This window comes from Flammeovirga sp. EKP202 (genome assembly GCF_014534745.1).
Lineage (GTDB): Bacteria > Bacteroidota > Bacteroidia > Cytophagales > Flammeovirgaceae > Flammeovirga.
Genome location: NZ_JACVVP010000043.1, coordinates 38,307 through 63,017 on the forward strand (window position 1 = coordinate 38,307; position 24,711 = coordinate 63,017).

The following is a 24,711-nucleotide window of genomic DNA, read 5'->3' on the forward strand; positions in this document are numbered from 1 at the left end:
GTGAATAGGAAAAACATCAAATCGTATTTAAACAATTTGAAATTTAATTAAAGATACGAAAAAGATAAAAGCCCTCTTAGAATTTTAGTTCTAAAAGGGCCTTTTTTAATGTGGTTGACAACAATTAAGCGAGTGTCAGCGCTTCACAAGTCTTACGGGCAGCGTCTTGTTCGGCTTTTTTCTTACTATAGCCTGAACCTACTGCTTGCACTTCTCCGTCAATGATTAAGTTGACTTTGAATTGTTTTCCGTCTTTTCCTCCTTGTTTTGAAATAGTAAAATCAACAGTTTTACTATTCTTCTGAGCCCACTCAATAATGAGACTTTTAAAATTGGTTGTTGTCGAGATGATTTCTTCAATGTCATAGTGCATCATCAATAATTTATGAATGATGAACCTGCGTGTGAAGTGAAATCCTCTGTCTAAATAAACAGCCCCAATGAAAGCTTCCATTGCATCACCATAAATTGATTTATGACTTAATGCAGAGTTTTTTCGACCTTCAAAAGCCACCATTTGACTCAAACCAATCTTAACAGCCAAGCGGTTAAGAGATTCTCGGTTTACAATTCTAGAACGAATTTCAGTTAGGAAACCCTCGTCTTTGTAAGGGTAGCGTTTGAAAAGATATTCTGCTACCACTGAACCTAAAACGGCGTCTCCCAAGTATTCAAGACGTTCGTTCGATTCTTTAAAACCTTTCATTGCTCCACTTTCAAAAGCAACAGATGTATGTTGCATTGCGAGGTGGTACAATTTGATGTTAAAAGGTTTTCTTCCGATAATTCTTGTTACAACCTTGGCTAATTTTTTCTCCTGCTCATTATAAGGCGTGACCCATCGTTTTAAGAATTTTCCTAAAATCATTGATCAGTATTATAGTCTCGATAAATTCGAGGAGTAAAAAACATTCCCCAAAAATGTAAAAAATATCTAAAACAAAGGTGTTTTATTTCAATTCTTTTTTTTGTAGGGAATACTAAAGATAACAGAGTTTTTTTTAAGGAAAACAAAAAACCCGTTAGAAATTAGGCTTACTAACGGGTTTCTGCTAAGAAAAGTACAAATTATTCAGCGTACTTTTTGAATACCATTGAGAAGTTATGACCTCCAAAACCAAACGTATTCGACAAGGCAATATTCACGTCGCGCTTTTGTGCCTCATTGAAAGTACAATTTAATTTAGGGTCCAATTTCTCGTCTGGAGTAGTATTGTTGATCGTTGGAGGGATCACACCTTTATTAAGAACTAATAAACATGCTAATGCTTCTACTGCACCTGCAGCACCCAAAAGGTGACCTGTCATAGATTTAGTAGAAGAGATACTTAAGTTATAAGCATCTTCTCCAAAGACTTTTTTGATTGCGTTTACTTCTCCGATATCACCAAGTGGAGTAGAAGTACCGTGAACGTTGATATAATCAACATCTTTCGGCTCGATTCCAGCATCTTTCATTGCCTCAGCCATTACTCTGCTTGAACCTTCTCCCTCTGGGTGAGGAGCAGTCATATGATAAGCATCAGCAGTCATACCACCACCAATTACTTCACCATAGATTTTTGCACCTCTCGCTTTTGCATGCTCTAATTCTTCGAAGATAAATGCACCGGCACCTTCACCAAGTACAAATCCATCTCTGTTTGCATCAAAAGGTCTTGAGGCAGTTGCAGGATCATCATTACGTGTTGATAATGCACGCAAAGCATTGAAACCACCGATACCCGCTTCGCAAACTGCAGCTTCAGAGCCACCAGTTACGAATAGGTCAGCCATTCCAAAACGAATATAATTGAAAGCATCTACCATTGCATTAGTCGCAGAAGCACATGCTGATACAGTCGTGAAGTTAGGTCCTTTTAGTCCCCAAGTCATAGAAATATGACCAGGTATTAAGTCAGGAATCATCTTCGGAATGAAGAAAGGATTAAAACGTGGTGTCCCGTCACCCAAAGCGAAGCCAGAAACCTCGTCTTGGAAGGATTTTAGACCACCGATTCCTGAACCCCAAATGACACCAAAACGCTCTTTATTAACAGCGTCTAAGTCCATTTCAGAATCTTCAATGGCTTGTTTAGCTACCGCAACACCATATTGGCTTACGAGATCCATTTTACGAACCTCTTTACGGTCAATATAATCAGTTGCTACGAAGTCTTTTACTTCGCAAGCAAATTGAGTTTTGAATTTCGAGGCATCAAACTTAGTGATTGGAGTAGCACCGCTAACCCCTTTTTCTAAATTTGCCCAATACTCTTCAACAGTGTTGCCTAGTGGTGTTAATGCACCAATTCCAGTTATTACAACTCTTCTAGCGTTCATAAGATTTTGATTTTGGAAGATCCCAAAAAAACAAACCTGACAGATTTAGCACCTAGAAAAAACTGAGGTACTTGCACTATCAGGTTCGCTAGCGTCTGATTCGCTTATTTTAAAGGGAGTGTAAATTACTTTACGTTCTCTTCAAGGTATTCGATTGCGTTACCTACAGTTGTGATGCTTTCTGCTTGATCATCAGGAATAGAAGTGTTGAATTCTTTTTCAAATTCCATGATTAACTCAACAGTGTCAAGTGAGTCTGCACCTAAATCGTTTGTGAATGAAGCCTCTGGTGTTACATCTGATTCTTCTACACCAAGCTTATCAACGATAATTTGTTTTACTTTTTCTGCAATTTCGGACATCTTAATAACTTTTAGTTGACCAATTTAACTGCAAAGAAATGAATTAGAATTTATAACTGCAAGTATCTTCATCATTAACAGATCGTATAAGTTATGCAAGCATACGTATACATCGTTAAGTATTTGAGAGTGAGTTACTTTATTTCTTCTTTTTTTCTTTGCGACTTTCTAAATAATTCAAAATTTCTTCTTTGGCCACTCCCATAAGGAAAACTGTGGCCTCTTCACGAAGCATTTTTCCAAAAGATGGAACCCTGCTTTCGTGCGTATCAGTACTTACAATTTTCTTACCTTTTTTGGTAGGAACTTCAAGTTTTGAAAGTTTTTTTAAGTATTTCTTTTGACTTCTACTTTTGTGAATACGCAGTGCCCATTGTGATAAGCCATAGGTAACTACTAACGCTGCACCGTACGTAAAAATCTTTTTTATATCTTGTTGTGTCTCAGAAACGGTTCCTTGTGCTAAATCTACTAATTCTTGTTTAGCTAATTTAGTTTGCTCTTTGAGCTGGATCTTTTCTGCTTTTAATTTTTCTCTAACTGTATTTGTTTTTTGCTCGCTCATAAGAAATATAGGTTATTCATTATTTTCTTCTTGCAATCTATCAATGGCTTCATCGATCCAAATAAGGAACTGATTACGCAAATGGGTAGTGTAATAAAGTGCTAGACCAAAAAGGCCTACACAAAATACCCCTACAATCGTAAATCCTGCAAAGGATGGCCATGAGAAAATGTAATTGACAAATAAAGCAAACCCCAATGCAAAAAAGGCAAAGGCAAGCGTTAAAAATGTCAGCATAATCACAAAAATTGCAATGACCGAAAGTGTTCCAGCCAAGCCTGTTTTAATCTGAATACTGAACAGTTTAGCATAAGTCTCTATCAGTTTTACAATGGCACTGATGATATTGTCAAACCGTTCTTTCTGACGGGCTTGTTCTTCTTCGGTAAATATTTTATTGCGTAATGAATTCCTTCTAGACATATAAAAAGATCAACCCTAAATGATGGTAGGATAAAAAATAATCTTAAAAATTAAAAGATAGACAAATATAGAAGAATACAGCTAATTTTATTGTATCATGACATAGTTTCTCGGTCCTTTTTAAATAAATCACCTAAGAGGTGGATTGATAGTGATACATGTGTTTATTATTAAGACCAAAGTTGTACATTACAAATACAAATGCAATCTATTTCATTTAAATACTTCTTCTTTTGAAAGTACGTTTATTACTCTTATTCCTTTTCTTTTATAATACGCTACATTATGCTCAAACGCTTCAATTGACTTTGTCAACTGGGCATTTAGGAAAGGTCAAGGATTTGGCGATCACCAATGATGCAAAATTATTGGCTACCGCTGGTGAGGACGCAGCAGTAAAAGTGTGGAATATTGATGATAAAAGACTACTTTATTCAGTTTATCCTCATGAATCTGGAATTACAGCACTATGTTTTTCTCAAGATAATCAATATTTAGCTACTGCTGGTATGGATGGAAAAGTAAAAATTATACATCTCAACTCACAGGAAGTAGTTTATGAATTTGATAACGTAGAAGGGGAAGTTTTTAAGATCAAATTTGTGACAGAGTTTCTTCTTTTTATAACAAAAGGTGGAATGATTTACCGGTTAGATTGGCAAAATAAGAAGTTGGCTCCTGACGGTTTAGAGATTAAATCTGACTTAGGTAATTTTTCTTCTTTAAACTATTCTTTTAAAATGAAATGGTTGACTGTAGGGAAAATGGAAGGCGATATTGTGGTATGGAGAGGGTATGATAGACCCAATGTTATTAAAAAGGGTTTGCATACAGATTGGATTTCGGCAATTGATTATATTCCTTCTGATTCTCTCATTGTGACAGCATCATGGGACAAAACGATCAAGATATGGGATATCAACGCAGATACTCTTGTAGATCAGATGACTTCTCCTGATAATACGCCTATTGTCGACTTAAAATACTCCTCCTTTTTTAATGTATTGGTTTTTGCTACTAAAGCACAAAAAATTTATTTCTATGCTTTTGAAAATGGAAAAATTAATAAAGAACCTTTGGGTGTTAGGCACGACTTTGAGAAAATGGTATTTACTGAAAGTACGCAATACGCCGCTTTCTCCAATAAAGATGGATCGATATCGGTTTGGAAATTAGAAGTTGGTAATTCTCAAACGAATGTAAGGTGGAGGCCTGTTAAAGGACACCTCGTAGATGGAGAGATCAATCTTTCTACCGGAGCGATTGCTTTTGTGTCAACGGATGGAATTTTTTATTCATGGGAACCCAATGAACACGTTGTTACAAGAAGCTGGAAAGTGCATAATGAATTTGCTTCAGCATTAGAATATACACTCAATGGTAATAAGTGGATTACTACCGGAGCAGATAGTTTAGTGAAAATATGGTCTGATCATGGAAAGTTATTAGATACATTACGGCTAGAGCATAAAGGAATGGCACTAACTAATATACCAATCATTGGTCAAGTGGCCATAGGAACAAAAGGTGGTGATGTATTATTGTGGAATAGTAAAAAATCGACTAGACGATTACTTTATCAACACAATGGAGAGGTCGTTTGTGTAGAAAATGATAGCGATGCTCAAACCATAGCTTCTATTGGCAGGGACCGGAAATTGATAGTATATAGTTTAGAAAAACAGAAAATCATTTTTGAAACAACAGTTGCTGATTTATGGCTAAATGATTTGAAATTTTCAGAAGATGGAAGGCAGTTAGTAGTCAGTGGTAAGAAAGGAATTTATGCTTGGAATTGTGAAGATTGGTCAGTCATAGAACATAACATACCTTCTGAGGATATTTTGGAAATTGATTATTTCTCCAAAAAACAGCAATGGATTTTCGGTAAAAGAGCGGGAGATATTAGTATTTGGAACGAACAATTGAATAGTAAAATAGAACAGTTTAAAGACTCTTCTATTCCAATGGTCGATATCATACCTTATATAGATCAAAATATATTTTTCACAATTAGAACCAATACCACCTTTGAAATATGGAATATTGAGAAGAAGAAGAAGGATGGTGAAATCATTGTGACAGATGAAGGGAAGTGGGTCATTGAACATCATTCGGGCTTGTTTGATGTGGGGGATCTCAACATGAGTGAACTTTATTATGTGTATGGTACAGAGACGATTGATTTTGATCAATTGAAAGATAAGTATTGGGAGCCGGGTTTGGCTTATGAAATTCTGCAAGGTAATCCTTTAAGAAAAGTGCCTCCTTTGAGTAATTTATCACTTTTTCCAAAAACAAATACTTTTGAAAGAGAGGGAAAACTATACATAGAAGTAATTGATAGAGGTGGAGGAATTGGAGGTGTAAGTCTTTATATCAATAATAAGGAAGTAATCACGGATGTGTTGAAGGAAGGTCAAAAAGAGATTTATGAGGGAAAAGAATATTATACTATCCTTTTGGATAAAGTGAAAATACACCTTATTCCTAATCAAGAAAATGATATTATGGTGCTTACTTCCAACAAGGCAGGAACACTGAATGGAAGAGGAATTAAACTAAAGTATAAGGGAAAGGAAATAGAATTGGAAGCTCCTCCAACATTGTACGGAGTCATCGTGGGCGTTTCGGATTACAGAGGACGTTTGTTGGATTTGAAGTATGCAGCAGAAGATGCCAAAGCAATGTATGAGGCCATTGATGTGGGAAGTGAAAAATTATTTGGTGTAAAAAATTCTGTCGTTCAACTGCTGACGACTGATGCCGAGGAAGAAGTGCTTCAACCTACAAAAGAAAATATTAAAGCGGCTTTTGAAAGCATTCAACAAAGAGCAAATTCTTCTGATATTCTATTTGTCTTTCTTGCTGGGCATGGAGCTGTTGCCGAAAACAAAGAAGGGGATAACGATTTCCATTTTCTAACCAAAGATATGAGTAACAGTGATCTTTCTGACCCTGATATCAAAAACAATTATACCATTAATGGAACTGAGCTTTTGGATTGGATCAAAGAAATTCCAATTTCGAAACAGGTGTTTGTAGTAGATGCTTGTCATGCAGGTTCTTTCTCCACAGAATTAATTACTTCGAGAGATTATAATGAGGAAGGAATGAAAAAAAGGGCCTTGGAAAGGATGAGAGCCAAGACAGGAATGTTCATGCTTTCAGGTGCTTCTTCTGATAAAGTCAGTTATGAATCTTCTTACCTAGAGCACGGTTTACTCACTTATTCTTTATTGGATTATTTGAAAAGAGGGGAGTTGGACGAAGGTCGATTCGTAGATGTACAAGATTTATTTGCACATGCCGTAGAGTCTGTTCCTCAATTAGCCTCAGCCATGAGTGGTGAACAACAGCCAGAATACAGAGTGCCGGTTGGTGCAGGGAGTTTTTATATTGCAGAATTACCTCAAGCCGTTAGAGACAGCATCACACTTTCGATTCAGAAAAATTTAATTTCGGCTATTTATTTAGAAGATGCCGAAACTTGGGCTGATCACCTCCGCCTCAGCCAGCAAGTGAAGACCTATTTTGTATTAAAGGCAGAGGAAAAGGAGCTGACAGTTCGCTACCAGAAAAATGCAAAAGGACCCAATACTTATATAATAAGGGGTAAATATGAGGTGCATAAAAATAATATTCTATTGAAATTACACTTAATATCCGAAAATCAAGTAATAGAAAAATGGACGGTCAAAGCTAAAGATATCAAGGACTGTCAAGAACAACTATTTCATAAAATCGAAGCCTACTTTAATTCATCAGAGAAATAATACTTAGTTTAAGTGTATTTTATCCTTTTGTTAAGTTCTTAAGAATCGGCTATTTTACGGGAAATTTTTTGAAAACTGTCCAAACTAGTACTATCTATGCCATTAACTACAACACTACTTGAACTACCATTTGCAGACAGGCTAAACGAATCAGAATTGGAGATTCTTTCGGAAAATGCAGAGTTAGTTACTTTTGAAGATGATGAAATTATCACTTTACAATTTGCATCAGCTGAACAGTTCTATATCCTTTACTCTGGGAAAGTAGAATACCATCTTAATGTAGGTGATCAGCGCGGTGGATTAACAGTGGGTGAGAATAATGAAAAAGGAACGCCAATTGGATGGTCAGGTTTTAGAGAACCTTACCGCTTTGCCACTACGGCCAAAGCAAAAGGAAAAACAAAGGTTGTTACATGGAACAACCAACTTTTGAGGGATCTTTTTGATAGTAACCCTCAAATTGGTATGCATTTTCTTTCCGCAACCTTATTATATAGTACTCATTTATTAAGAGATGCTCGAAATGTCTGGATTCAAGGTTCCATCCCAATGACCGTAGATTCATTGGAAGGAAATACCACTTATACCTCTTTCCAAGACAAAGGACCTGTAGAATCTAATTTGGAGTTTTTCAGACAAAGCAATTTCTTCAACCCTTTCTCTGATTGGCACCTCATGAAATTAGCCAATATCAGTGATACAAAATATTATAAACAAGGCGAGAAATTACTTTCCAAAGGGGAAGCTTCCAATAAATTTATGGTGCTCAAAAGTGGAAAAGTAGCTTTGAATTATGTGAAGGACAATGGAGAAATCTATACTTCTGATATTTTACAGGAAAGAGGACAAGTGATCCTTTGGAGTGCAGCAAGTTTTGATGCCATTCCTAACTTTATGGAATTAGTGGTATTGGAACCTATTGAAGTATTGGAAATTCAGAGAATAGATCTTTTAGTACTTTATGGTGAGTTTCCAAACCTCGGAATGGTCTTTATGTATAGACTATTATGGTTGTTGGGAAGTGCATTGAAAGCTGTTCGTGCTCAAGTCATCACGCAGACGTATGATCGAGAATTATTGACGATTCAGACCATGATTGATCAAGCGGGGGCACAATTGAGTGTGACATCTGATATCCATAAAATACCTTCATTATTATCAGAAAAACTGACACAAGGAATTGCTTTTGACCTTTTGGATCAATTAAGTAATACAGGAGTTGGTCAGGAAAGAAGCTTAGCCAACCTTTTTGTGAAAGTAACCGGTCCTTTACGTAAGGAGTACTTATTTATGGAAGGGTTAAAGAAAATGACGAATCATGTCATTAAAGCACCTAAAACTATTCCGGCAAGCCAGCTTAGAAACGAGTGTTCTGAGTTGTTTGAAAAAGCAATTGCTTACCTGGATATTAAAATTGAAGGGTTAGAAAATATACCAAAAGAGTCAGGAAATATCTTTATATATAATCACTTACTCAACCACCCGTATTATACACTGCCTAACAATTTCCAAATTACATTGGATTCTCATTTCATTTCAATGTTACTTTTTAAGTTTTACAAGGATTCAGGATTGAGAGTCGTAAGAATTGGAAAGGGACCAGAATACGGACACCAAGATTATTATAATAAATTGGGACATATTGGGGTAAGAACTGCAGATTCTGATCCGTCCAAAATGTCAGACGAAGAGAAAAGAAGAAATAGAAACCTGTTTTTCGATGAAGCGAGCTCTAAATTAAAAGAGGGTGTCAATTTGATTTTGAGTCCAGAAGGAACAAGTAGGGAGACACATCAATCTCCCGTAGATTTTAAGCCGGGTGCTTTTATGATTGCGAATCATTCTGGTATTGATCCTTTGATTGTTCCAATTGCTTTGTCGTTCTTTGACAAACGAATGAGTAAAGCGAAGTTAGGTGTTGTTATCAAACCCGCTTTCAGACTATCAGAAGTTATAGATACTACAAAACCCTTTAAAGAGGAACTAAGAGGGTTTTTAAAAAGTTATTCTAAAAAATATCGTTCCTATGTAGAGGAGGCCATTCAGTTGGTGGAAAATTAAATTAACAATGACAACAGAAGAAATCCAGTTTTATAAGAATGAAGGGCTACCAGAGTTGGCCGAAAATTTACGAAAACAGCCTTCAATTGATCAACCTATTGTTTTTTATGGCAGTTCATCTTTTAGACTTTGGGCAAAAGTAAGAGAAGATTTAGGAAATGAGGAAATCCTAAATATGGGTTTTGGAGGCTCTACTTTAGAAGCTTGTGCACTTTATTTCAATCAATTATTTAAAGACATTGAATCTCCTAAAAGTGTGTTTATTTATGCAGGAGACAATGATCTAGGTGGAGGACAAAAAGCTGAAGATATCTTATTCTCCTTTGAAAGTATTTATAATCAACTAAGGTTTAAATATGGAGAAGATCTTCCTATTTATTACATGTCTATTAAGCCGAGCCCAAGCAAGGATAATATTATGCATGAGATAGAGAAAGCAAATCTCCTGGTAAAGGAAGCAATGCATACACTGAAAAACATCACTTATGTTGATATTTTCACTCCAATGTTGGATGAGAATGCGAAAAGTAGACCGGACTTATTTGAAGAAGATATGCTTCATATGTTGCCTGCCGGTTATGACATTTGGGCAGATGTATTGAAAAAGTACTTATAGTTCAAAACTGAAAAATGGTAAGGGGATATCTTAAAACTTCTTACCATTTTTTTGATGTTTTTTCTTGAGATTGATTGAAATAAACTACTTTTGACTTAGTACTTAATCTTTAATAAGAGGGACAACTTTATTACAGATTGATTCGTACAAAAAAATAGTTCAATTGAATGAACTGAAAACTAAATAAAACAACTTAATTCAACATGAAAAATTGGCCATTGATTGTAGTACTTTTGTGTATTACTCATCTTTCAAATGCTCAGGTAATGGATAAAGTAAAAGGAGCTTTTATTGCCAAAACGCCTGTGACTACTGAGGGATTAGAAAATTTAAAAGAGAATAACGTTGATATATCTCAATTAGTGGTTTATATCTCAGAGGAAATTCATATCCAAAGAGATATTCCTAAAGATGCTGAAGTAATCAATAATAATGAAGGAAACATTATCTATGATAATGGAAAAAGGATTGAGAAAATAAAAATCGTTAAAGGAGCTACAGGTATTATTACTCAAAATTATCCAGATTCATTAAAGGTAAAATTTGAGAATAAGGAAGGGTATGAATTTACTTTTATCAAAGACAAAAGAGGAACGGATGGCTCTTCTGCATTTTACTTGGAAGTAACTCAAGATAGAGAAGTAGAATATGGCCCGTATACATGGTACTTGAACTGGGGTAGAGGTGCCAATGTATTATGGAAGTATAAAGAAATTACAAAGTCTGTAGCCAACACCAAAAGGGTGAAAGGTATAAAACCTAGTGGGACTCAGAAATAATATTGCCTGTAAACCCTTCAAGGTCGTAGGAAAACACTACCAAGCGGATTGGGTAAAAAGTCCACTGGCGCGAATGTTAAGCGTTAGCGTCATTCGTGTCTTGTAGATCATCAGAAATCTCCTGATTTCTAAATATCAAAAAGCTTAGTTTACAAGCACTAAGTAAGGGGACTCAAAATATAAAAAAGGGTTCGAGTGATAAAATATCGCACGAACCCTTTTTTATAACCATGGACCTATTTCGAAATTATTCTTTTATACAGAAGCTGTAGAGAAAATTTGATCATAAATTTTTCCTCCAATAAAAGTAGCCTTATCACCAAGGTGACGCTGTATTCTAAGGTTTTCATTCCATTTTACCATACGTTCACTTCTAGCAAATGAACCTACTTTCAATTGCCCCGCATTAGTAGCGATAGCTAAGTGCGAGATAAAAGCATCTTCAGTTTCGCCTGATCGAGCAGAAACAACCGGGAGCCAGCCAGCCTTTTGAGTTAGTGTAATTGCCTCTAAAGTTTCAGAAACAGAACCAATCTGATTGAGTTTAATCAAAACTGAATTAGCCAATTGCTGAGCAATCCCTTCTTCAATTCTTTTGATGTTTGTAGTGAATAAGTCATCCCCAATAACCTGTACACGGTGCCCGAATTCTTGAGTGAATTTTTGCCAATAGTCAAATTCTGTATCTGCGAAAGGGTCTTCAATGGAAACAATCGGATATTTCTCACACCAATCTTTCATTAAAGCATAGAATTCATCGGGGCTGAGTTTTTTGTTTTCTAGTCTCAAGTGATAGTTTTCACCATCGAACAAGTCACTTGCCGCAATGTCTAGAGAGATTGCCACATCATTACCAGCTTCATAACCTGCCCTTTGGATAGCTTCCATAAATACTTCAAAGGGCTCCTCGTTATTGGTATAATCGGGCCACCAGCCACCTTCATCAGCAATGCCCACACATTTCCCTTTTTCCTTCATGACTTTCCCCGCTTCATGGTAGATATTGTGCGTCATTTCTAGAGTTTCCTCGTATGTTTTTGCACCAATGGCAATCACTAGAAAATCTTGAATATCCGTTGCCCAGTCGGCGTGTGCTCCACCACCTAAAATTTGGATCTCATTGAGTGGAATCAGGTGTCCTTCACCATTGCCAAGATATTCATAGAGCTTTTGGTTTTTAGCATTTGCGGCTGCATTCGCTACTGCCATTGATGTTCCCAAAATAGCATTCGCACCCAATCTAGATTTATTAGGTGTGCCATCTAAAGCAATCATTTTTTGATCAATATTTTTCTGATCAAAAACACTATCACCTTTTAAAGCACCTGCAATTTCTCCTTTTACATTAGCGATGGCATTGAATACAGATTTTCCTCTAAATTTTGTAGGATCACCGTCTCTCAATTCCCAAGCCTCAAATTGTCCAGTAGAAGCACCTGAAGGAACAAGCCCTCGTCCTGTTGTACCATCTTCTAATTCTACTTCGACTTCTAAAGTAGGATATCCTCTAGAGTCATAGATTTGATAGGCGTCAATATTTTTAATATTCATTTTCTAATTGTATTGAGTTTACCCACAGATTTGAAAAAACATCAAGTGTTTTTATCTTTTTGGGTAATGTTTTGTAAACAAAGTTTCGTACTAAATCCTGTTGTTCTTCTTGCAGATACTCTACGGGAGATTTTCCATCAACTCTTGCCAACATCAATAATAATAGGAGGCGAACGGTTTGTTCCTCTAGCCTTTCTTTTGATGCAAAAGTGACTTTTGATTGATACGTTTGAAAGAATTGCTCTGCAAGATGCATCAACTGTTGCGATTGCTCAGGCATTAATAGTGCTTTCAACATAAAGTGGTTGATCAAGAAAGCAAGATCAAAAACAGGATCACCATACCAAGCTACTTCACAATCAAGGACTACAATACGGTGTGGTGATACCATTATATTTTTTGGGCTGAAATCACCATGCACCAAACATTTTTTAGTATTACTCAACCGCAATGCCTCCTCGCTGAAATAAGATAAAAGTTGAGGATGCTTTTGAGCTGTACTCAATAAGTAGGGGTCAATTCTCAGTTCATGAAAATTCTGAAGAGTGTCAAATTGAGAAGCTACCTCTTTTTTGTCAAAAGAGGTGTTGTGAATAAGACCAAGAATACGCCCCGCCTCACGAGCGTATTCAGTAGTGATCTTCCCCACCATTAATTCCTTTTTCCAATTCGAGAAATCACCTTCAATCATTTCCATACAGAAAAAATGATGTTCTTCGTCTTGGTACAGTATCTTCGGAACAGCTTCAGGCAATAAGTCACCTACATATTTTAAGTACTTCTGCTCCGTGTGGTTTCTACCAATATCAGCAAACCAATCTTCTTTTACTTTCAGTTTTTGCAAGGCTCGTTTTACCACAATCCTTTTCTGTCCATCATCCAAAAGAAGAATTTCACAAGACACCCCACCACTCAGTGGGGTAATCTTAAGGTTTCGACTACTGATAATTCCTTGATTCTGCAGGTACTCAACTAATTCTTTTTGATTCATCATCTATGCAATTGGTTCTGCAATCGTCAATCCCCTAGTATAATCAAATAGTGTTTCAATACTATTGACACCACCACCGTTTCCACTTCCGTTTACCCCTCCATAGGGCAGTCCATAAGCAAAGACATTGTGGGCGTTGACCCAGCTGTTACCCGATACCATTTCGAGAGCTACTCTTTGTGCTTTTTCAGTAGAAGTAGTCCATACGCTATTTGCTAAACCATAATCCAGACAGTTAACTTGTTGTATGGCTTCTTCTTCTGTTTTAAATGTGGTAATGTAAGCGATCGGTCCAAAGATTTCTTCTTTAAAACAGATATTGTTCTGGTCCCCCATCAATAACGTAGGAGGGATGTAATACCCTTCTTTTTCAGGTGCAGTATCAGTTCCTAAAATAAGCTTTGCACCCTCTTTTATGCCTTTTTGGATATAATCAATAATACTATCCTGTTGCTTTTTGCTAACCACAGGCCCCATTTCACACTCTTCCATCATACCCGGTTGAATGATTGTTTTTTGAAGATTAGACTTTACTTTTTCTACAAACTCATCTACAATATTTTCTTGGATGATCCATCGTGTCGCAGTACAGCAAACCTGTCCAGTGTTGAGGGTGATAGCACCTGCAAGACCTTCCGCAGCATGATCAATATCTGCGTCTTCAAAAACTACAGCTCCACCTTTCCCGCCAAGCTCAAGTTTAGCCGGTTTAAGGTGTACGCCGCAGTTCTGACCAATATGTCTCCCTACAGTTGAAGAACCCGTGAAAGAAACACATTTTACTTTAGGATGGGTAGTAATGACTTCTCCAGCCACTGACCCTTTTCCTGGAACTATATTAATTACTCCCTCAGGGATACCGGCTTCTTGCACTAGTTTTCCTAAGTAGAGTGTACTTAACGGTGTAATTTCAGCTGGTTTGATCACTACCGTATTTCCAGCTGCAAGTGCAGGGCCGATTCCCCACATGCAAAGTGTTAATGGGAAATTCCAAGGGAAAATAAAACCGACTACACCATAAGGGATTCTCACTTTTTTTCCGTTGATTCCTTCTATTTCAAGCTTTTGCTCAAAGTCTTTTTCAAGAATGAGGTTACTGAAATAGCGTATACATTCTATGCCAAAAGGAACATCAAAACCTCTTGCGTTATTGATGGCTTTTCCTACATCGAGTGCTTCTAGTTGAGCCAATTCTTCACTGTCTCTTTCACATAAATTAGCAAAGCGTTTCAGTACCTCTGCTCTTTGTTGTGGTGAATGTAATTTCCATTGTAAAAATGCCTTGTCAGCAGCTTCAATGGCATCTTCTACATCACTTTTTGAAGATAGGTTTACCTTGGCTAACACCTCTCTGTTGGCAGGGTTCTCTATTGCAGAAGTTTCTTCATATTCCCCCTTTTTCCAAGTTCCATTGACAAATGCAGGTATTGGGTCTTGTGCCAAAAAGGCTTTTACTTTATCTGTTAATTGGTTCATAGGTTATGTGGTTTATGTAATAATTCATTTACTAAAGATTGCATATCGATCTTTTTACAAATGTAGGGAGAGTAGGTAGGGGAGAATAAATGCTTTATTATCAGGTTTGTGTACTATATTTCCTTTTGAAGGAGATTTTTAAATTTTAAAAGACATTTGATACACAATCAATCTATTAATTGATTTTACAGTACAAATACGGTGTCCTACTTCATTTCTTATGATAAGCTAATTTAGATATAGATAAAGTGTAGATTTTATTTCTTTAAAAAGGTAAAAGTTTAGATTATTTTATTGCTGTAGTGTTTTTGATGTGATTTTATATCTGTCAGTATTTTTATAATTAGTTTATTTGTCTTTTGAATTGAATTTTGAAATACATTGTTAGAAAGATTATCTATGAAGGAATTAGACCGCTTAGACATACAGATATTGGACTTACTTCAAAAGAACTCCAATTTGAGTACGAAAGAGATTGGGCACAAAGTTCACCTTTCGACCACACCCGTTTATGAGAGGATTAAGAGAATGGAGAGGGAAGGTTATATCAAAAATTACGTAGCGGTTTTGGATGCAGAAAAACTAGATCGTTCACTCACTGTTTTTTGTAATGTGACGCTAAAAGAGCATTCCAAGGTCATCGGTCATCAATTTGTAAACGACATTCTATCATTAGATGAAATTACAGAGTGTTACAACATTTCAGGGGATTATGATTTCTTATTGAAAGTAATGGTGAAAGACATGAAAGCTTATCAGGATTTTGTATTGAATAAGCTAGGAGAGATTGCAAATATAGGTAGTGCCCATAGTACGTTTGTGATGGGAAAGATTAAAGAATCTATTCATGTTCCTTTGAAAGGATTAGGTAAAAAATAACCCGATAAATGTTGTATTTATCGGGTCAACTTCGTAGCGGTTGTTTGGAACCTCTCTTCTTGTGAATTTCTTTTCAAATGATGTTTCAGATATCAATTCTTACTACATTGTAAATAACTTCTCGATAAGCTTTCCAAGATCTTTTTTTAACTGCTTTCCTTTTTGTTTTGTCTTGAAACAAAAGGTAGCAAAAAACTCAAGGCATAGAAGTGAAAAGCTAAATCCATTTCTCTCGCCTAAATGATTTTTAACGATCATAGAGATTTGAAAACTTGATTTACAGTGTACTTACTCTCCTTTATTAAAGTAATTCGGGTTTTGTTGTAAGAAAAGCTCTGCATCTTCAGCAGTCATTCTGAACTTATTCATTAGCATTTGCAGTTCAGGACCAATTACTTTTTTAGGAGCCGCTTTTTTTCTAGCAGCTGTTGCTTTCTTCTTGATCTCTTTATTTTTCTTCTCCCTAGCGACAGATTCTTCCACTTCGTTTGTCACTACAGATCCACTACCACTAATAGTTTTACCTTTACATCTAACTAAGTGACTCGCAAATTCTGCATCAGGAATTCTTGCTTTACATCTAGGACAAGTTCTTGTTGAGGCCATATATAATAATTATGATTAAATGAGTGACTGCAAATATAAGGTAAAAAAAAACGAATTAGTTCGTTGAAAAATGAGTTTTTAGAAACATTCAAGAAATTGATAGTTATTACGCAAATGAATCTTTTTTTATCAATATGCTCTTCAATATTCTAATATAAAATCTAATAATTTTATATTTTAAGCCCGATTATTTGATAGTGAATTAATTAGATCAAAGTTAGATGGATTTACCCTATTATTAATCCTTGGTTTTTTGTTTATTTCTCCTGCATCGCTCGCTACAATATTTTACCTCTTCCCACACCTTCTCCCATTTTTTTCTCCAAGTAAAAGGTCGCTCACATACCACACAAACTTTAGTCGGGAGGTCTCTTTTCTTTTTCATTACTTCTCAGAAACTACAATGTTATCAGTGTGAGCAATAGGAAGAGTAGCTAGATTTTGAAAAGAATAATAGGAGCGTAGTCCTGAGATTCCTGCACTTTGTGCTTCAGAAAGATTGATATTCCCTTGATCATCTACTATTTTTTCTTCTTTGATATGAAGAAAATTGACTCTACCAATGACAATTTTCGTCTTATTGGCTTTTACATCCATAATATCTTCTAAAGTCATCCCGATTTGGATTTTACTTTCTTTGACGAATGGAGCATTGATTTCAGGGTGATATTCTGGGGTGAGATTGCAGGCATCGAATTCAGAAATTCCCTTGTCAAACTTTGCTGAAGTAAGGTGAGCATTTACAATTTTATCAGTAACGACATGATTGACGGTATACGATGAAGTTTCTAATATATTTTGTAGAGTATGTCGGGGAACTTCTTGGGATGGACGTGTAACAAATGCAATCAATGGAGGGTTACTTCCCAAGTGAAAAACCGAACTAAATATGGCGAGGTTTTCATTTCCTTCTTTATCCACTGTTCCAATTAAGTTTCCGGGTTTTATCCCTGTAATGGAATTGATAAGATTGATTTTAAATTTGAATTCCAAAGTGTCTATTTCTTGTTTATTCAGCTTCATGATAATTGGGGTTGAAAATTTCTTTTTTGACATATTTCCAAAACTTAAAGAATGAAGGGTAATATCCTTTGACATTGGAAATCCAATCTCTTTCCTCTTCAATTCCTTTATAGTGACTAACTGTTGGGTGCTCCTTGTAATAAATGCTTGAACCTTCTAATTGTTTTTCTAATTCATCAAATTCACCTACAAAAACTTGAATGTTTTCGATGTTTTCAGAAAGGTCAAGTATAAATTGAAGTACATGGTCACTGACAGGGTATTTTTCAAAATGTGAAGGTTCAAGTAACAAAACACGATTACCTTCTACTTCATGATTCCAAAGGGGATCAAGGTTATAAGAATTATAAATGAAAGAAGGAATAGAAGTATCAATTGTGATTGAAGTACTGTCGGGCAATTGGGTAGTGAACTCAGGCTGAAAGTGATCTTGAAGAATGGAAGGCGTTTCCATTTGTTCCAATTCTTCATAAGATTTATCAAGGAAAGTTTCTTTTTGAAACGTATGAGTATACTTATTGATATTCGACTGATTCGCAAAATATTTTTTATTACTGTTGGCACCAGCGACCCATTGCCAACTTAATGCATTACTTGCCCAATCATGATCCAGCAGATGATAATACATCCATTGGGCAGGGACTTTCCAATGTGATTTCCCAATATTACAAGTAAACATTGCAATGTACATTCTCATATGATTATGAAGGTATCCTTGCTTTCGGAGTTCAGTAAGATGCTCATCAATGACCTCAATACTTGTGTTTTCACGGAAAATAGCGGATGGAATACCATAATGTTCCACTTGAGGTTGTTGATGCTTAAGATCTTCATCAATATCTTTTTCAATCCATATCTGTTGCCAATAGTCTCTCCATGCTAATTCTTGAATAAACTTCTCATTTTTTCTGAGGCTGTAGCCATTTTTAATAAGTCTTGAGACTACATATTTGGTAGATATAACTCCTCTTGAAATGTAAGGTGATAAATAAGAAACTTCTCCATCAATATAATTTCTTGACCGAGCATAGTTTTCGGGTGAATACTGATCTACTATATTTTTGATCGCATCAAAAGTAGTAGGAAACTCAAAGGTTGTGATCATAATTGTTGTTTATTGCGGATTGAAGAGGCACTTGAATTTAGTAAGTGATCGTTTTTAAAAATTGTTCTTAATGTTAAATGGATGAATAAGAAAAATGTTTGAAAAAATGTAAAATGGTTCGAGCAATTGACAACCAATGTTAATCGTCTTCGTTAAACAATATTTTAAAACTACTTTTAAATAAATAGCAACATCAACTAATACTTTTTAACGACTATATATAAATATGAGTAATACCGAACTCCAAAAAAGGTCAAAAATCACATTGAAAAAAGGCAGTACTATTTCTTTGATCAAAGACAATGGTAGTTCTTTGGACTTTGTGCGGGTAGGTGTCAACTGGGGTGCTATCCAGAAAAAAGTGTTTTTTAATATGATCCCTTATACAACAAGTGTCGATTTGGATGCAAGTCTTTCCGCTTTTGACAAGGACAAGGAACATATATACACTGTTTACTATAATCAACTAACATCTCCGGATGAAGCGATAAAACATTTTGGAGATGACCTAGAGGGCGATTTAAATGGAAATGATGGCCTGGATAATGAAATAATCTGGGTAGACCTAAAAAATATCGACAAAAAAGTAAAGCAAATTTACTTGTACCTAAATTCTTACTCTCAACAAAACTTCTCACAAATCCCTTTTTCAGAGGTAAATATTTATTCTCAGAATGAATGCCTTGCCAATTTTAATCTATCTTCTTCTGAAGAATATGCAGATTATGTCTCAATGTTGATGGGGCGTTTGGTACTGAAAAATGACTGTTGGGAGTTTGAGGTAATTGGAACACCAATTGCGGCAAAGGATATTTCAGAAACTATTTTACATATAAAAGATAACTACTAGAGCATAATAATGTTATGGGTATAGACTTAAAAAAAGGAAGCAAAGTCAACCTGATGAAGGGCAACGTAAGGTTGGACAAAGTAATGTTAGGAATTGGTTGGGACATCATTCCTGGAAACTCACTAGATCTTGATATTTCTGTTTTTATGGTTGGAGAAAACGGAAAACTTCCTGCAGACGAATACTTTATTTTCTATAATAACCTTAAATCGCCAGACAATAGCGTAGAACATACAGGAGATAACAGAAATGGAGAAGGAGATGGTGATGATGAAATGATTTTAGCTTATTTATCTCAAATTAACCCTTCTATCAAAGAACTAATTTTTGTCGCATCAATTCACAATGCAGATGTACTAAATCATCATTTTGGGATGTTGGATAATGCTTATATACGAATTGTAGATGTAGACAAGAAAAACGAAATTTTAAGATACAGTTTGAATAAAACTACTTTTGGAAATGCCACAGACATGGAGTTTGGCAGGCTGATAAAATCTGGAAGAGAATGGACTTTTAAAGCAACAGGAGACGGAACTAGAATTGGTTTACAGGGTTATGTAGATCAATATGTTTAAAAAATATTTTTGAGAGACTTGCAGAGATGTAAGTCTCTTTTTTTGTATTAAGTACGGCATTGTAAACTTCTAATCAATTATTTCGGAGACTTTGATGTCCTGCTTTCAAGTTTCCTTCTTCTTCATTTTTCCATTGATGAAAAACGAAGCAAAAATCTAGGCTTAGAAGTCAAAAGCTAAATTTCATTTCTCTCGCCTAAATGATTGTCTGCTTACAGATCAAAAAACAAAGGTTTTTACAGTAATCTTTTAAAATGTAGTGCTGTAGGGACGTTTTATTAAAACGTCCTCGCGAACCACAATACACTTCTATTTATCCTTCATAAAAGTAATCATATTGATTAACGAAAACTTAGCATCAAAGGAGTATAAAAAACTATATCAGCCCCCTCAACCTATGATTCATTGATTGAAATAATTTTAATTTAAAACCTGAGAAAAGGTAAGATTATAGAAAAAAATAACAGTAAAAGAGGCTTAATGAACAGGTCTCTTTTTTTGCTTCTATCAATGATTGGCTTTGAAGTATAATGGTAGTATGAATAATGTTACAAGAATTATTAAAAACTTTTACAGGTCTTCGTTTTTTTCTGAATAATAAATATTTCACCTGACTTTAAAATTCAATTTATAGCCTCTGAAATACTTAAAAATAGGGTTAAAATAAAAAATAACATTTTTTTAGATTTCGATATTTATCCTAATTTTTAGCTATTAGTGAATACTTACTTCTGTAATGTAATACAGTTGTCTGTTGTTTTGTACTTTTTTGATAGATGAATGAATAGGTAGTCATTATTAAATAAAAGCAAACGTATATTTTTTTTAGAAAAGTTGTCACAATTTCGGGATTCGAATTGTTATACGGGCTGAAAAATGAGCAAAAGCGAGCTTGGACAAACTTTCATCATTCAAGTAACCATTTCATTTTTTTAGTGAGTAACGAATAAAACTAAAGTAGTACAACGTGTGTATTGTACTATTCCAAGAATAAAAGATATGACAGACACAAACCAACTGCTGAAAGAGACGCCTATTGCCATTGTTGGTATGGCCTCTGTATTTGCAGACTCTGAGAACCTAGAGAAGTACTGGGAAAATATCATCCAAGGTGTGGATTGTATCAAGGAAGTTCCTGATGACCGCTGGAAAATTGATGATTATTATGACCCTAATCCATTAGCAGAAGACAAAACTTACTGTAAAGTAGGTGGCTTCGTTCCAAAAATCGATTTCAACCCAATGGAGTTTGGTTTACCGCCAAATATCTTAGAAGTAACGGATGCTTCTCAGCTATTGGGTCTTGCAGTTGCTAAAGATGCATTGATCGATTCAGGATATGCTCCAGGTTCAGAGGCATTAAAAGCAGATTTAAGAGAAAGAACAGGTGTTATTCTTGGCGTTGGCGGTGGTCAAAAGCTAATCATTCCTTTGACAGCTCGTTTACAGTATCCAGTTTGGAGAAGAGCATTAGAGTCAATGGGAATGCCAGAAGAGCAAATCGCAGTGGCAATCGAAAAGATGAAAGCAGCGTTTGTGCCTTGGACAGAAAACTCATTCCCAGGTTTATTGGGTAACGTAATTTCTGGTCGTATTGCTAACCGTTTTGACTTCGGTGGTATCAACTCAGTAGTGGATGCAGCTTGTGCGGCTTCACTATCAGCTATCAAAATGGCGGTTGCTGAATTGGTAGAAAAAAGAGCAGACATGATGATTACAGGTGGTGTGGATACAGACAACTCACCATTTATGTACATGTCATTCTCAAAAACTCCAGCATTCTCACGTAACGGTAGCATCCGTCCATTTGACCAAGATGGTGACGGTATGTTGATCGGTGAAGGTGTGGGTATGATGGTCATGAAGCGTTTAGAAGATGCTGAGCGTGATGGAGATAAAATCTATGCTGTAGTAAACGGTATTGGTGGTTCTTCAGATGGTCGTTATAAATCAGTTTATGCGCCTCGTCCTTCAGGTCAAGCTTTAGCGATGAGAAGAGCTTATGAGGAAGCAGGTTATGATCCATCAACAGTTGGTTTGATTGAAGCGCACGGTACGGGTACTAACGCAGGTGATGCATCAGAAGGTGTATCAATGGGTATGGTATTCGGTGACGATGGTGTGAAAACAAATCACATTGCCTTAGGTTCTGTAAAGTCTCAAATTGGTCATACAAAAGCAGCAGCAGGTGCAGCGGGTATGATTAAAGCAGCTTTAGCCTTACACCACAAAATCCTTCCAGGTACAATCAATATCACAAAGCCGAACCCGAAATTAGAGATTGAGAAGAAAGCATTCTATGTCAACTCTGAAACTAGACCTTGGTTCCAAAAAGATGCTCAAACTCCATTGAGAGCAGGTGTATCAGCTTTCGGTTTTGGTGGTGTCAACCTTCACTTCTCTATGGAGGAGTACAAAGGACAATCAATCGAGAAAAATAGAGTTCACAACATCCACAGACAATGGTTACTTTCTGAAGTATCATCATCTGCGTTAGTGGCGTTGGCTCAAAAACATATTGATGGTTTAACAGGTGCAGATGCAAAAGCATACTACAAAGAAGTATCAGCAACAGCATTCGCAGAAAACGTTCCTGTAAATCAACCAAGAGTAGGTTTCGTTGCTTCATCAATTGAGGAGGCTACGAAAAAACTTCAAGCTTTTGTTGCAGCATTATCGAAAGATGCGAATGCAGCAGAGTGGAAAAACCCAATCTTAAATGTTTGGTATAGAAGTGCCGCTTACAACGGTAAGGACAATGTAGCTGCTTTATTTGCAGGTCAAGGTTCTCAATATACAAACATGGGTAACGAAATCGCTTGGTCATTCCCTCAAGTTCGTGAAGTATTCGCGAAAGTGAATGGTGAATTTGAAGCAAGCAACAAAAAACCTTTAACTGAGACTGTATATCCGATTCCTGTATTCAGTGATGAGGAGCGTAAACAACAACAAGCGGTACTTACTCAAACTGAAAATGCTCAGCCAGCAATTGGTGCATTGAGTGCAAGTATGTATCACATTTTACAAAACGCAGGCTTCAAAGCAAACTATTTTGCAGGTCACTCTTATGGTGAACTTACAGCATTGTATGCTTCAGGTGCAATTGACTTAGCAACGTTTATCAAACTTTCGAAAGAAAGAGGTCAAGCGATGTCAGCACAAGCAGGAGTAGATGCAGGTACAATGATGGCTGTAAAAGGTGATGTTGTAGCAGTTCAACCTTACATCGGTAAATACCAAAATGTACAGGTAGCCAACATCAACTCAGGAACGCAAACGATCTTAGGTGGTGCGAAGAACGAATTGGAGGCGCTTAAAACGGAATTAAAAGCAGCAGGCTTATTAGCGACTATCCTACCAGTTTCTGCAGCATTCCATACACCTTACGTGGGTCATGCTTCAAAACCTTTTGCTGCAGTTCTTGACCAAACAAACATTGCGGTACCACAAGGAAAGCTTTACTCTAATACTTTAGGTACTGCTTACCCTGCACAACCTCAGTTCATCAAAGAAACTTTAAAGAGACACATTTTAAGTCCAGTTAAATTCAAAGAGCAAATCGAGAAAATGTACCAAGAAGGGGCAAGAGTGTTCGTTGAATTTGGACCTAAGAATATTCTTTCAAACCTAACTTCTGAAATCTTAGCAGGTCAAGATCACCAAGTGATTGCATTGAACCCTAATCCTAAGAAAAACTCAGACGTTCAGTTGAGAGAAGCAGCTGTTCAATTGGCTGTAATGGGTATTCAAATCCAAAACTTTGATCCGTACGCAAGACCAGTTCAAGTAGGTGGTGCGAAGTCAAAAATGAATGTACAGATTTCAGGTACAAACTATTTGACAGACGGTTTCAAGAAGAGATACCAAGATACATTAGCGAAGGGAGGAAAAGTGCTTTCGCAAAAAGCACCGTTAGTTGAGGAAATCGAGACGGTGATTGCTGAGACAACAGATATGTCTCAAATTATTGAAGAAAAAATTCGTCAGAAACAAAATTCAGCTTCCATGGCAGAGAAGGCAGTATTGGATCAAATCCAAGCAGACATTCAGCGTTTAACTGAACAACAATCACGCATCGAACAAATGTTGTCGTCGTTGTTCAACATGCAAACAAATAACCAATTAGCTTCAAATGCAGCTCCTGCTCCTCAGCAGTTACAAGCTCCAGTTGAAACGCCAGCTCCAGCGCCAGTAGCTGAAACTCCTGCTCCTACTCCAGTAGCAGCACCAGTTCAAGAGGCTCCAGCAGCTCAAGGTGGTGTATCAAATGCAGAAATCGAAGCTTCTTTATTAGCAGTAATCGCTGAGAAAACAGGTTACCCTTCTGAGATGTTAGAAATGGGTATGGATATGGAAGCTGATTTAGGAATTGACTCTATCAAGCGTGTTGAGATCTTCGGTGCGATGACAGAGGCTAACCCATCAGTTCAAGGAGTAGATCCACAAGAATTAGCAGAGTTAAGAACATTAGCTCAAATCGCTGAATATATTTCAGGAAAAGCAGGTGCAACATCAGCGCCGGCAGCAGCTCCTGCACCAGCGGCGGCTCCAGTAGCAACAGCACCAGTTGTAGAAACACCAGCTCCAGCAGCACAAGGTGGTGTAACTAACGCAGAAATCGAAGCTTCACTTTTAGAAGTAATCGCTGAGAAAACTGGTTACCCATCAGAGATGTTAGAAATGGGTATGGATATGGAAGCTGATTTAGGAATTGACTCTATCAAGCGTGTTGAGATCTTCGGTGC

The 24,711-nt window shown here is 36.4% G+C and carries 20 protein-coding genes; 8 read left to right on the forward strand and 12 right to left on the reverse strand.

The features are described from left to right. Window positions 1-124 precede the first annotated feature (124 nt). From rnc to IC221_RS21685, 5 genes are all read right to left on the reverse strand, one after another. Window positions 125-868 carry a ribonuclease III gene (gene rnc, locus IC221_RS21665; protein ID WP_044209547.1) on the reverse strand — a complete coding sequence of 248 codons (744 nt, stop codon included), beginning with the start codon at window positions 866-868 and terminating at the stop codon, window positions 125-127. A 200-nt stretch (window positions 869-1,068) separates the two neighbouring features. After that, entirely contained in the window at window positions 1,069-2,322 is a 1,254-nt protein-coding gene (fabF, locus tag IC221_RS21670) for a beta-ketoacyl-ACP synthase II (RefSeq protein ID WP_188170963.1), read from the reverse strand. A 125-nt stretch (window positions 2,323-2,447) separates the two neighbouring features. Continuing rightward, on the reverse strand, window positions 2,448-2,684 hold the full coding sequence (locus IC221_RS21675) for an acyl carrier protein (protein WP_044209543.1): 237 nt from the start codon (window positions 2,682-2,684) through the stop codon (window positions 2,448-2,450). Window positions 2,685-2,823: 139 nt separating this feature from the next. Continuing rightward, window positions 2,824-3,249 carry a hypothetical protein gene (locus IC221_RS21680; RefSeq protein ID WP_188170964.1) on the reverse strand — a complete coding sequence of 142 codons (426 nt, stop codon included), beginning with the start codon at window positions 3,247-3,249 and terminating at the stop codon, window positions 2,824-2,826. 12 nt (window positions 3,250-3,261) lie between these two features. Then, window positions 3,262-3,672, reverse strand: a complete 411-nt coding sequence (locus tag IC221_RS21685; RefSeq protein WP_044209538.1) for a phage holin family protein — start codon at window positions 3,670-3,672, stop codon at window positions 3,262-3,264. A 233-nt stretch (window positions 3,673-3,905) separates the two neighbouring features. Here IC221_RS21685 and IC221_RS21690 point away from each other — a divergent pair, with 233 nt between their 5' ends. The 4 genes from IC221_RS21690 to IC221_RS21705 all read left to right on the forward strand — a co-directional run bounded on the left by IC221_RS21690 (window position 3,906) and on the right by IC221_RS21705 (window position 10,907). Continuing rightward, window positions 3,906-7,448, forward strand: coding sequence for a caspase family protein (locus IC221_RS21690; RefSeq protein WP_188170965.1), 3,543 nt, complete (start codon window positions 3,906-3,908; stop codon window positions 7,446-7,448). A 96-nt stretch (window positions 7,449-7,544) separates the two neighbouring features. Next, a complete protein-coding gene (locus IC221_RS21695) occupies window positions 7,545-9,512 on the forward strand; it encodes a 1-acyl-sn-glycerol-3-phosphate acyltransferase (protein WP_188170966.1) in 1,968 nt (655 codons plus the stop codon). Window positions 9,513-9,519: 7 nt separating this feature from the next. Beyond that, on the forward strand, window positions 9,520-10,128 hold the full coding sequence (locus IC221_RS21700) for a GDSL-type esterase/lipase family protein (RefSeq protein ID WP_188170967.1): 609 nt from the start codon (window positions 9,520-9,522) through the stop codon (window positions 10,126-10,128). 203 nt (window positions 10,129-10,331) lie between these two features. Beyond that, window positions 10,332-10,907 (forward strand): hypothetical protein, encoded by a 576-nt coding sequence (locus IC221_RS21705; protein WP_188170968.1) that lies wholly within the window; start codon window positions 10,332-10,334, stop codon window positions 10,905-10,907. A gap of 255 nt (window positions 10,908-11,162) precedes the next feature. Here the strand turns inward: IC221_RS21705 and eno are convergent, their stop codons facing one another. The 3 genes from eno to IC221_RS21720 are packed head-to-tail and all read right to left on the reverse strand — an operon-like array spanning window position 11,163 to window position 14,925. Next, window positions 11,163-12,458 (reverse strand): phosphopyruvate hydratase, encoded by a 1,296-nt coding sequence (eno, locus tag IC221_RS21710; RefSeq protein ID WP_188170969.1) that lies wholly within the window; start codon window positions 12,456-12,458, stop codon window positions 11,163-11,165. After that, window positions 12,448-13,452, reverse strand: coding sequence for an aminoglycoside phosphotransferase family protein (locus IC221_RS21715; RefSeq protein ID WP_188170970.1), 1,005 nt, complete (start codon window positions 13,450-13,452; stop codon window positions 12,448-12,450). The genes eno and IC221_RS21715 overlap by 11 nt, the downstream gene beginning before the upstream one ends. Next, on the reverse strand, window positions 13,453-14,925 hold the full coding sequence (locus IC221_RS21720; protein WP_188170971.1) for an aldehyde dehydrogenase: 1,473 nt from the start codon (window positions 14,923-14,925) through the stop codon (window positions 13,453-13,455). It abuts the gene before it with no gap. A 381-nt stretch (window positions 14,926-15,306) separates the two neighbouring features. Here IC221_RS21720 and IC221_RS21725 point away from each other — a divergent pair, with 381 nt between their 5' ends. Next, entirely contained in the window at window positions 15,307-15,804 is a 498-nt protein-coding gene (locus tag IC221_RS21725; RefSeq protein ID WP_367397781.1) for an Lrp/AsnC family transcriptional regulator, read from the forward strand. Between the two features lie 288 nt (window positions 15,805-16,092). Here IC221_RS21725 and IC221_RS21730 read toward each other — a convergent pair whose 3' ends face one another. The 4 genes from IC221_RS21730 to IC221_RS21745 form a co-directional block, all read right to left on the reverse strand. Further along, window positions 16,093-16,410, reverse strand: a complete 318-nt coding sequence (locus IC221_RS21730; protein ID WP_044209516.1) for a hypothetical protein — start codon at window positions 16,408-16,410, stop codon at window positions 16,093-16,095. Between the two features lie 238 nt (window positions 16,411-16,648). Continuing rightward, entirely contained in the window at window positions 16,649-16,795 is a 147-nt protein-coding gene (locus IC221_RS21735) for a DUF2256 domain-containing protein (RefSeq protein ID WP_188170972.1), read from the reverse strand. After that, the gene (locus tag IC221_RS21740; RefSeq protein WP_188170973.1) at window positions 16,795-17,433 is read right to left on the reverse strand and encodes a flavin reductase family protein; all 639 of its coding nucleotides are present in this window, start codon (window positions 17,431-17,433) and stop codon (window positions 16,795-16,797) included. The genes IC221_RS21735 and IC221_RS21740 overlap by 1 nt, the downstream gene beginning before the upstream one ends. Continuing rightward, window positions 17,420-18,538, reverse strand: a complete 1,119-nt coding sequence (locus IC221_RS21745; RefSeq protein ID WP_188170974.1) for an FAD-binding domain-containing protein — start codon at window positions 18,536-18,538, stop codon at window positions 17,420-17,422. Before IC221_RS21745 ends, IC221_RS21740 begins: the two co-directional genes overlap by 14 nt. Before the next feature lie 226 nt (window positions 18,539-18,764). Here IC221_RS21745 and IC221_RS21750 point away from each other — a divergent pair, with 226 nt between their 5' ends. From IC221_RS21750 to IC221_RS21760, 3 genes are all read left to right on the forward strand, one after another. Then, window positions 18,765-19,388, forward strand: a complete 624-nt coding sequence (locus IC221_RS21750) for a TerD family protein (RefSeq protein ID WP_188170975.1) — start codon at window positions 18,765-18,767, stop codon at window positions 19,386-19,388. A gap of 14 nt (window positions 19,389-19,402) precedes the next feature. Then, window positions 19,403-19,966, forward strand: a complete 564-nt coding sequence (locus IC221_RS21755) for a TerD family protein (RefSeq protein WP_044209506.1) — start codon at window positions 19,403-19,405, stop codon at window positions 19,964-19,966. A 999-nt stretch (window positions 19,967-20,965) separates the two neighbouring features. Continuing rightward, a partial coding sequence (locus tag IC221_RS21760; protein ID WP_188170976.1) for a type I polyketide synthase occupies window positions 20,966-24,711 on the forward strand: 3,746 nt, incomplete at its 3' end.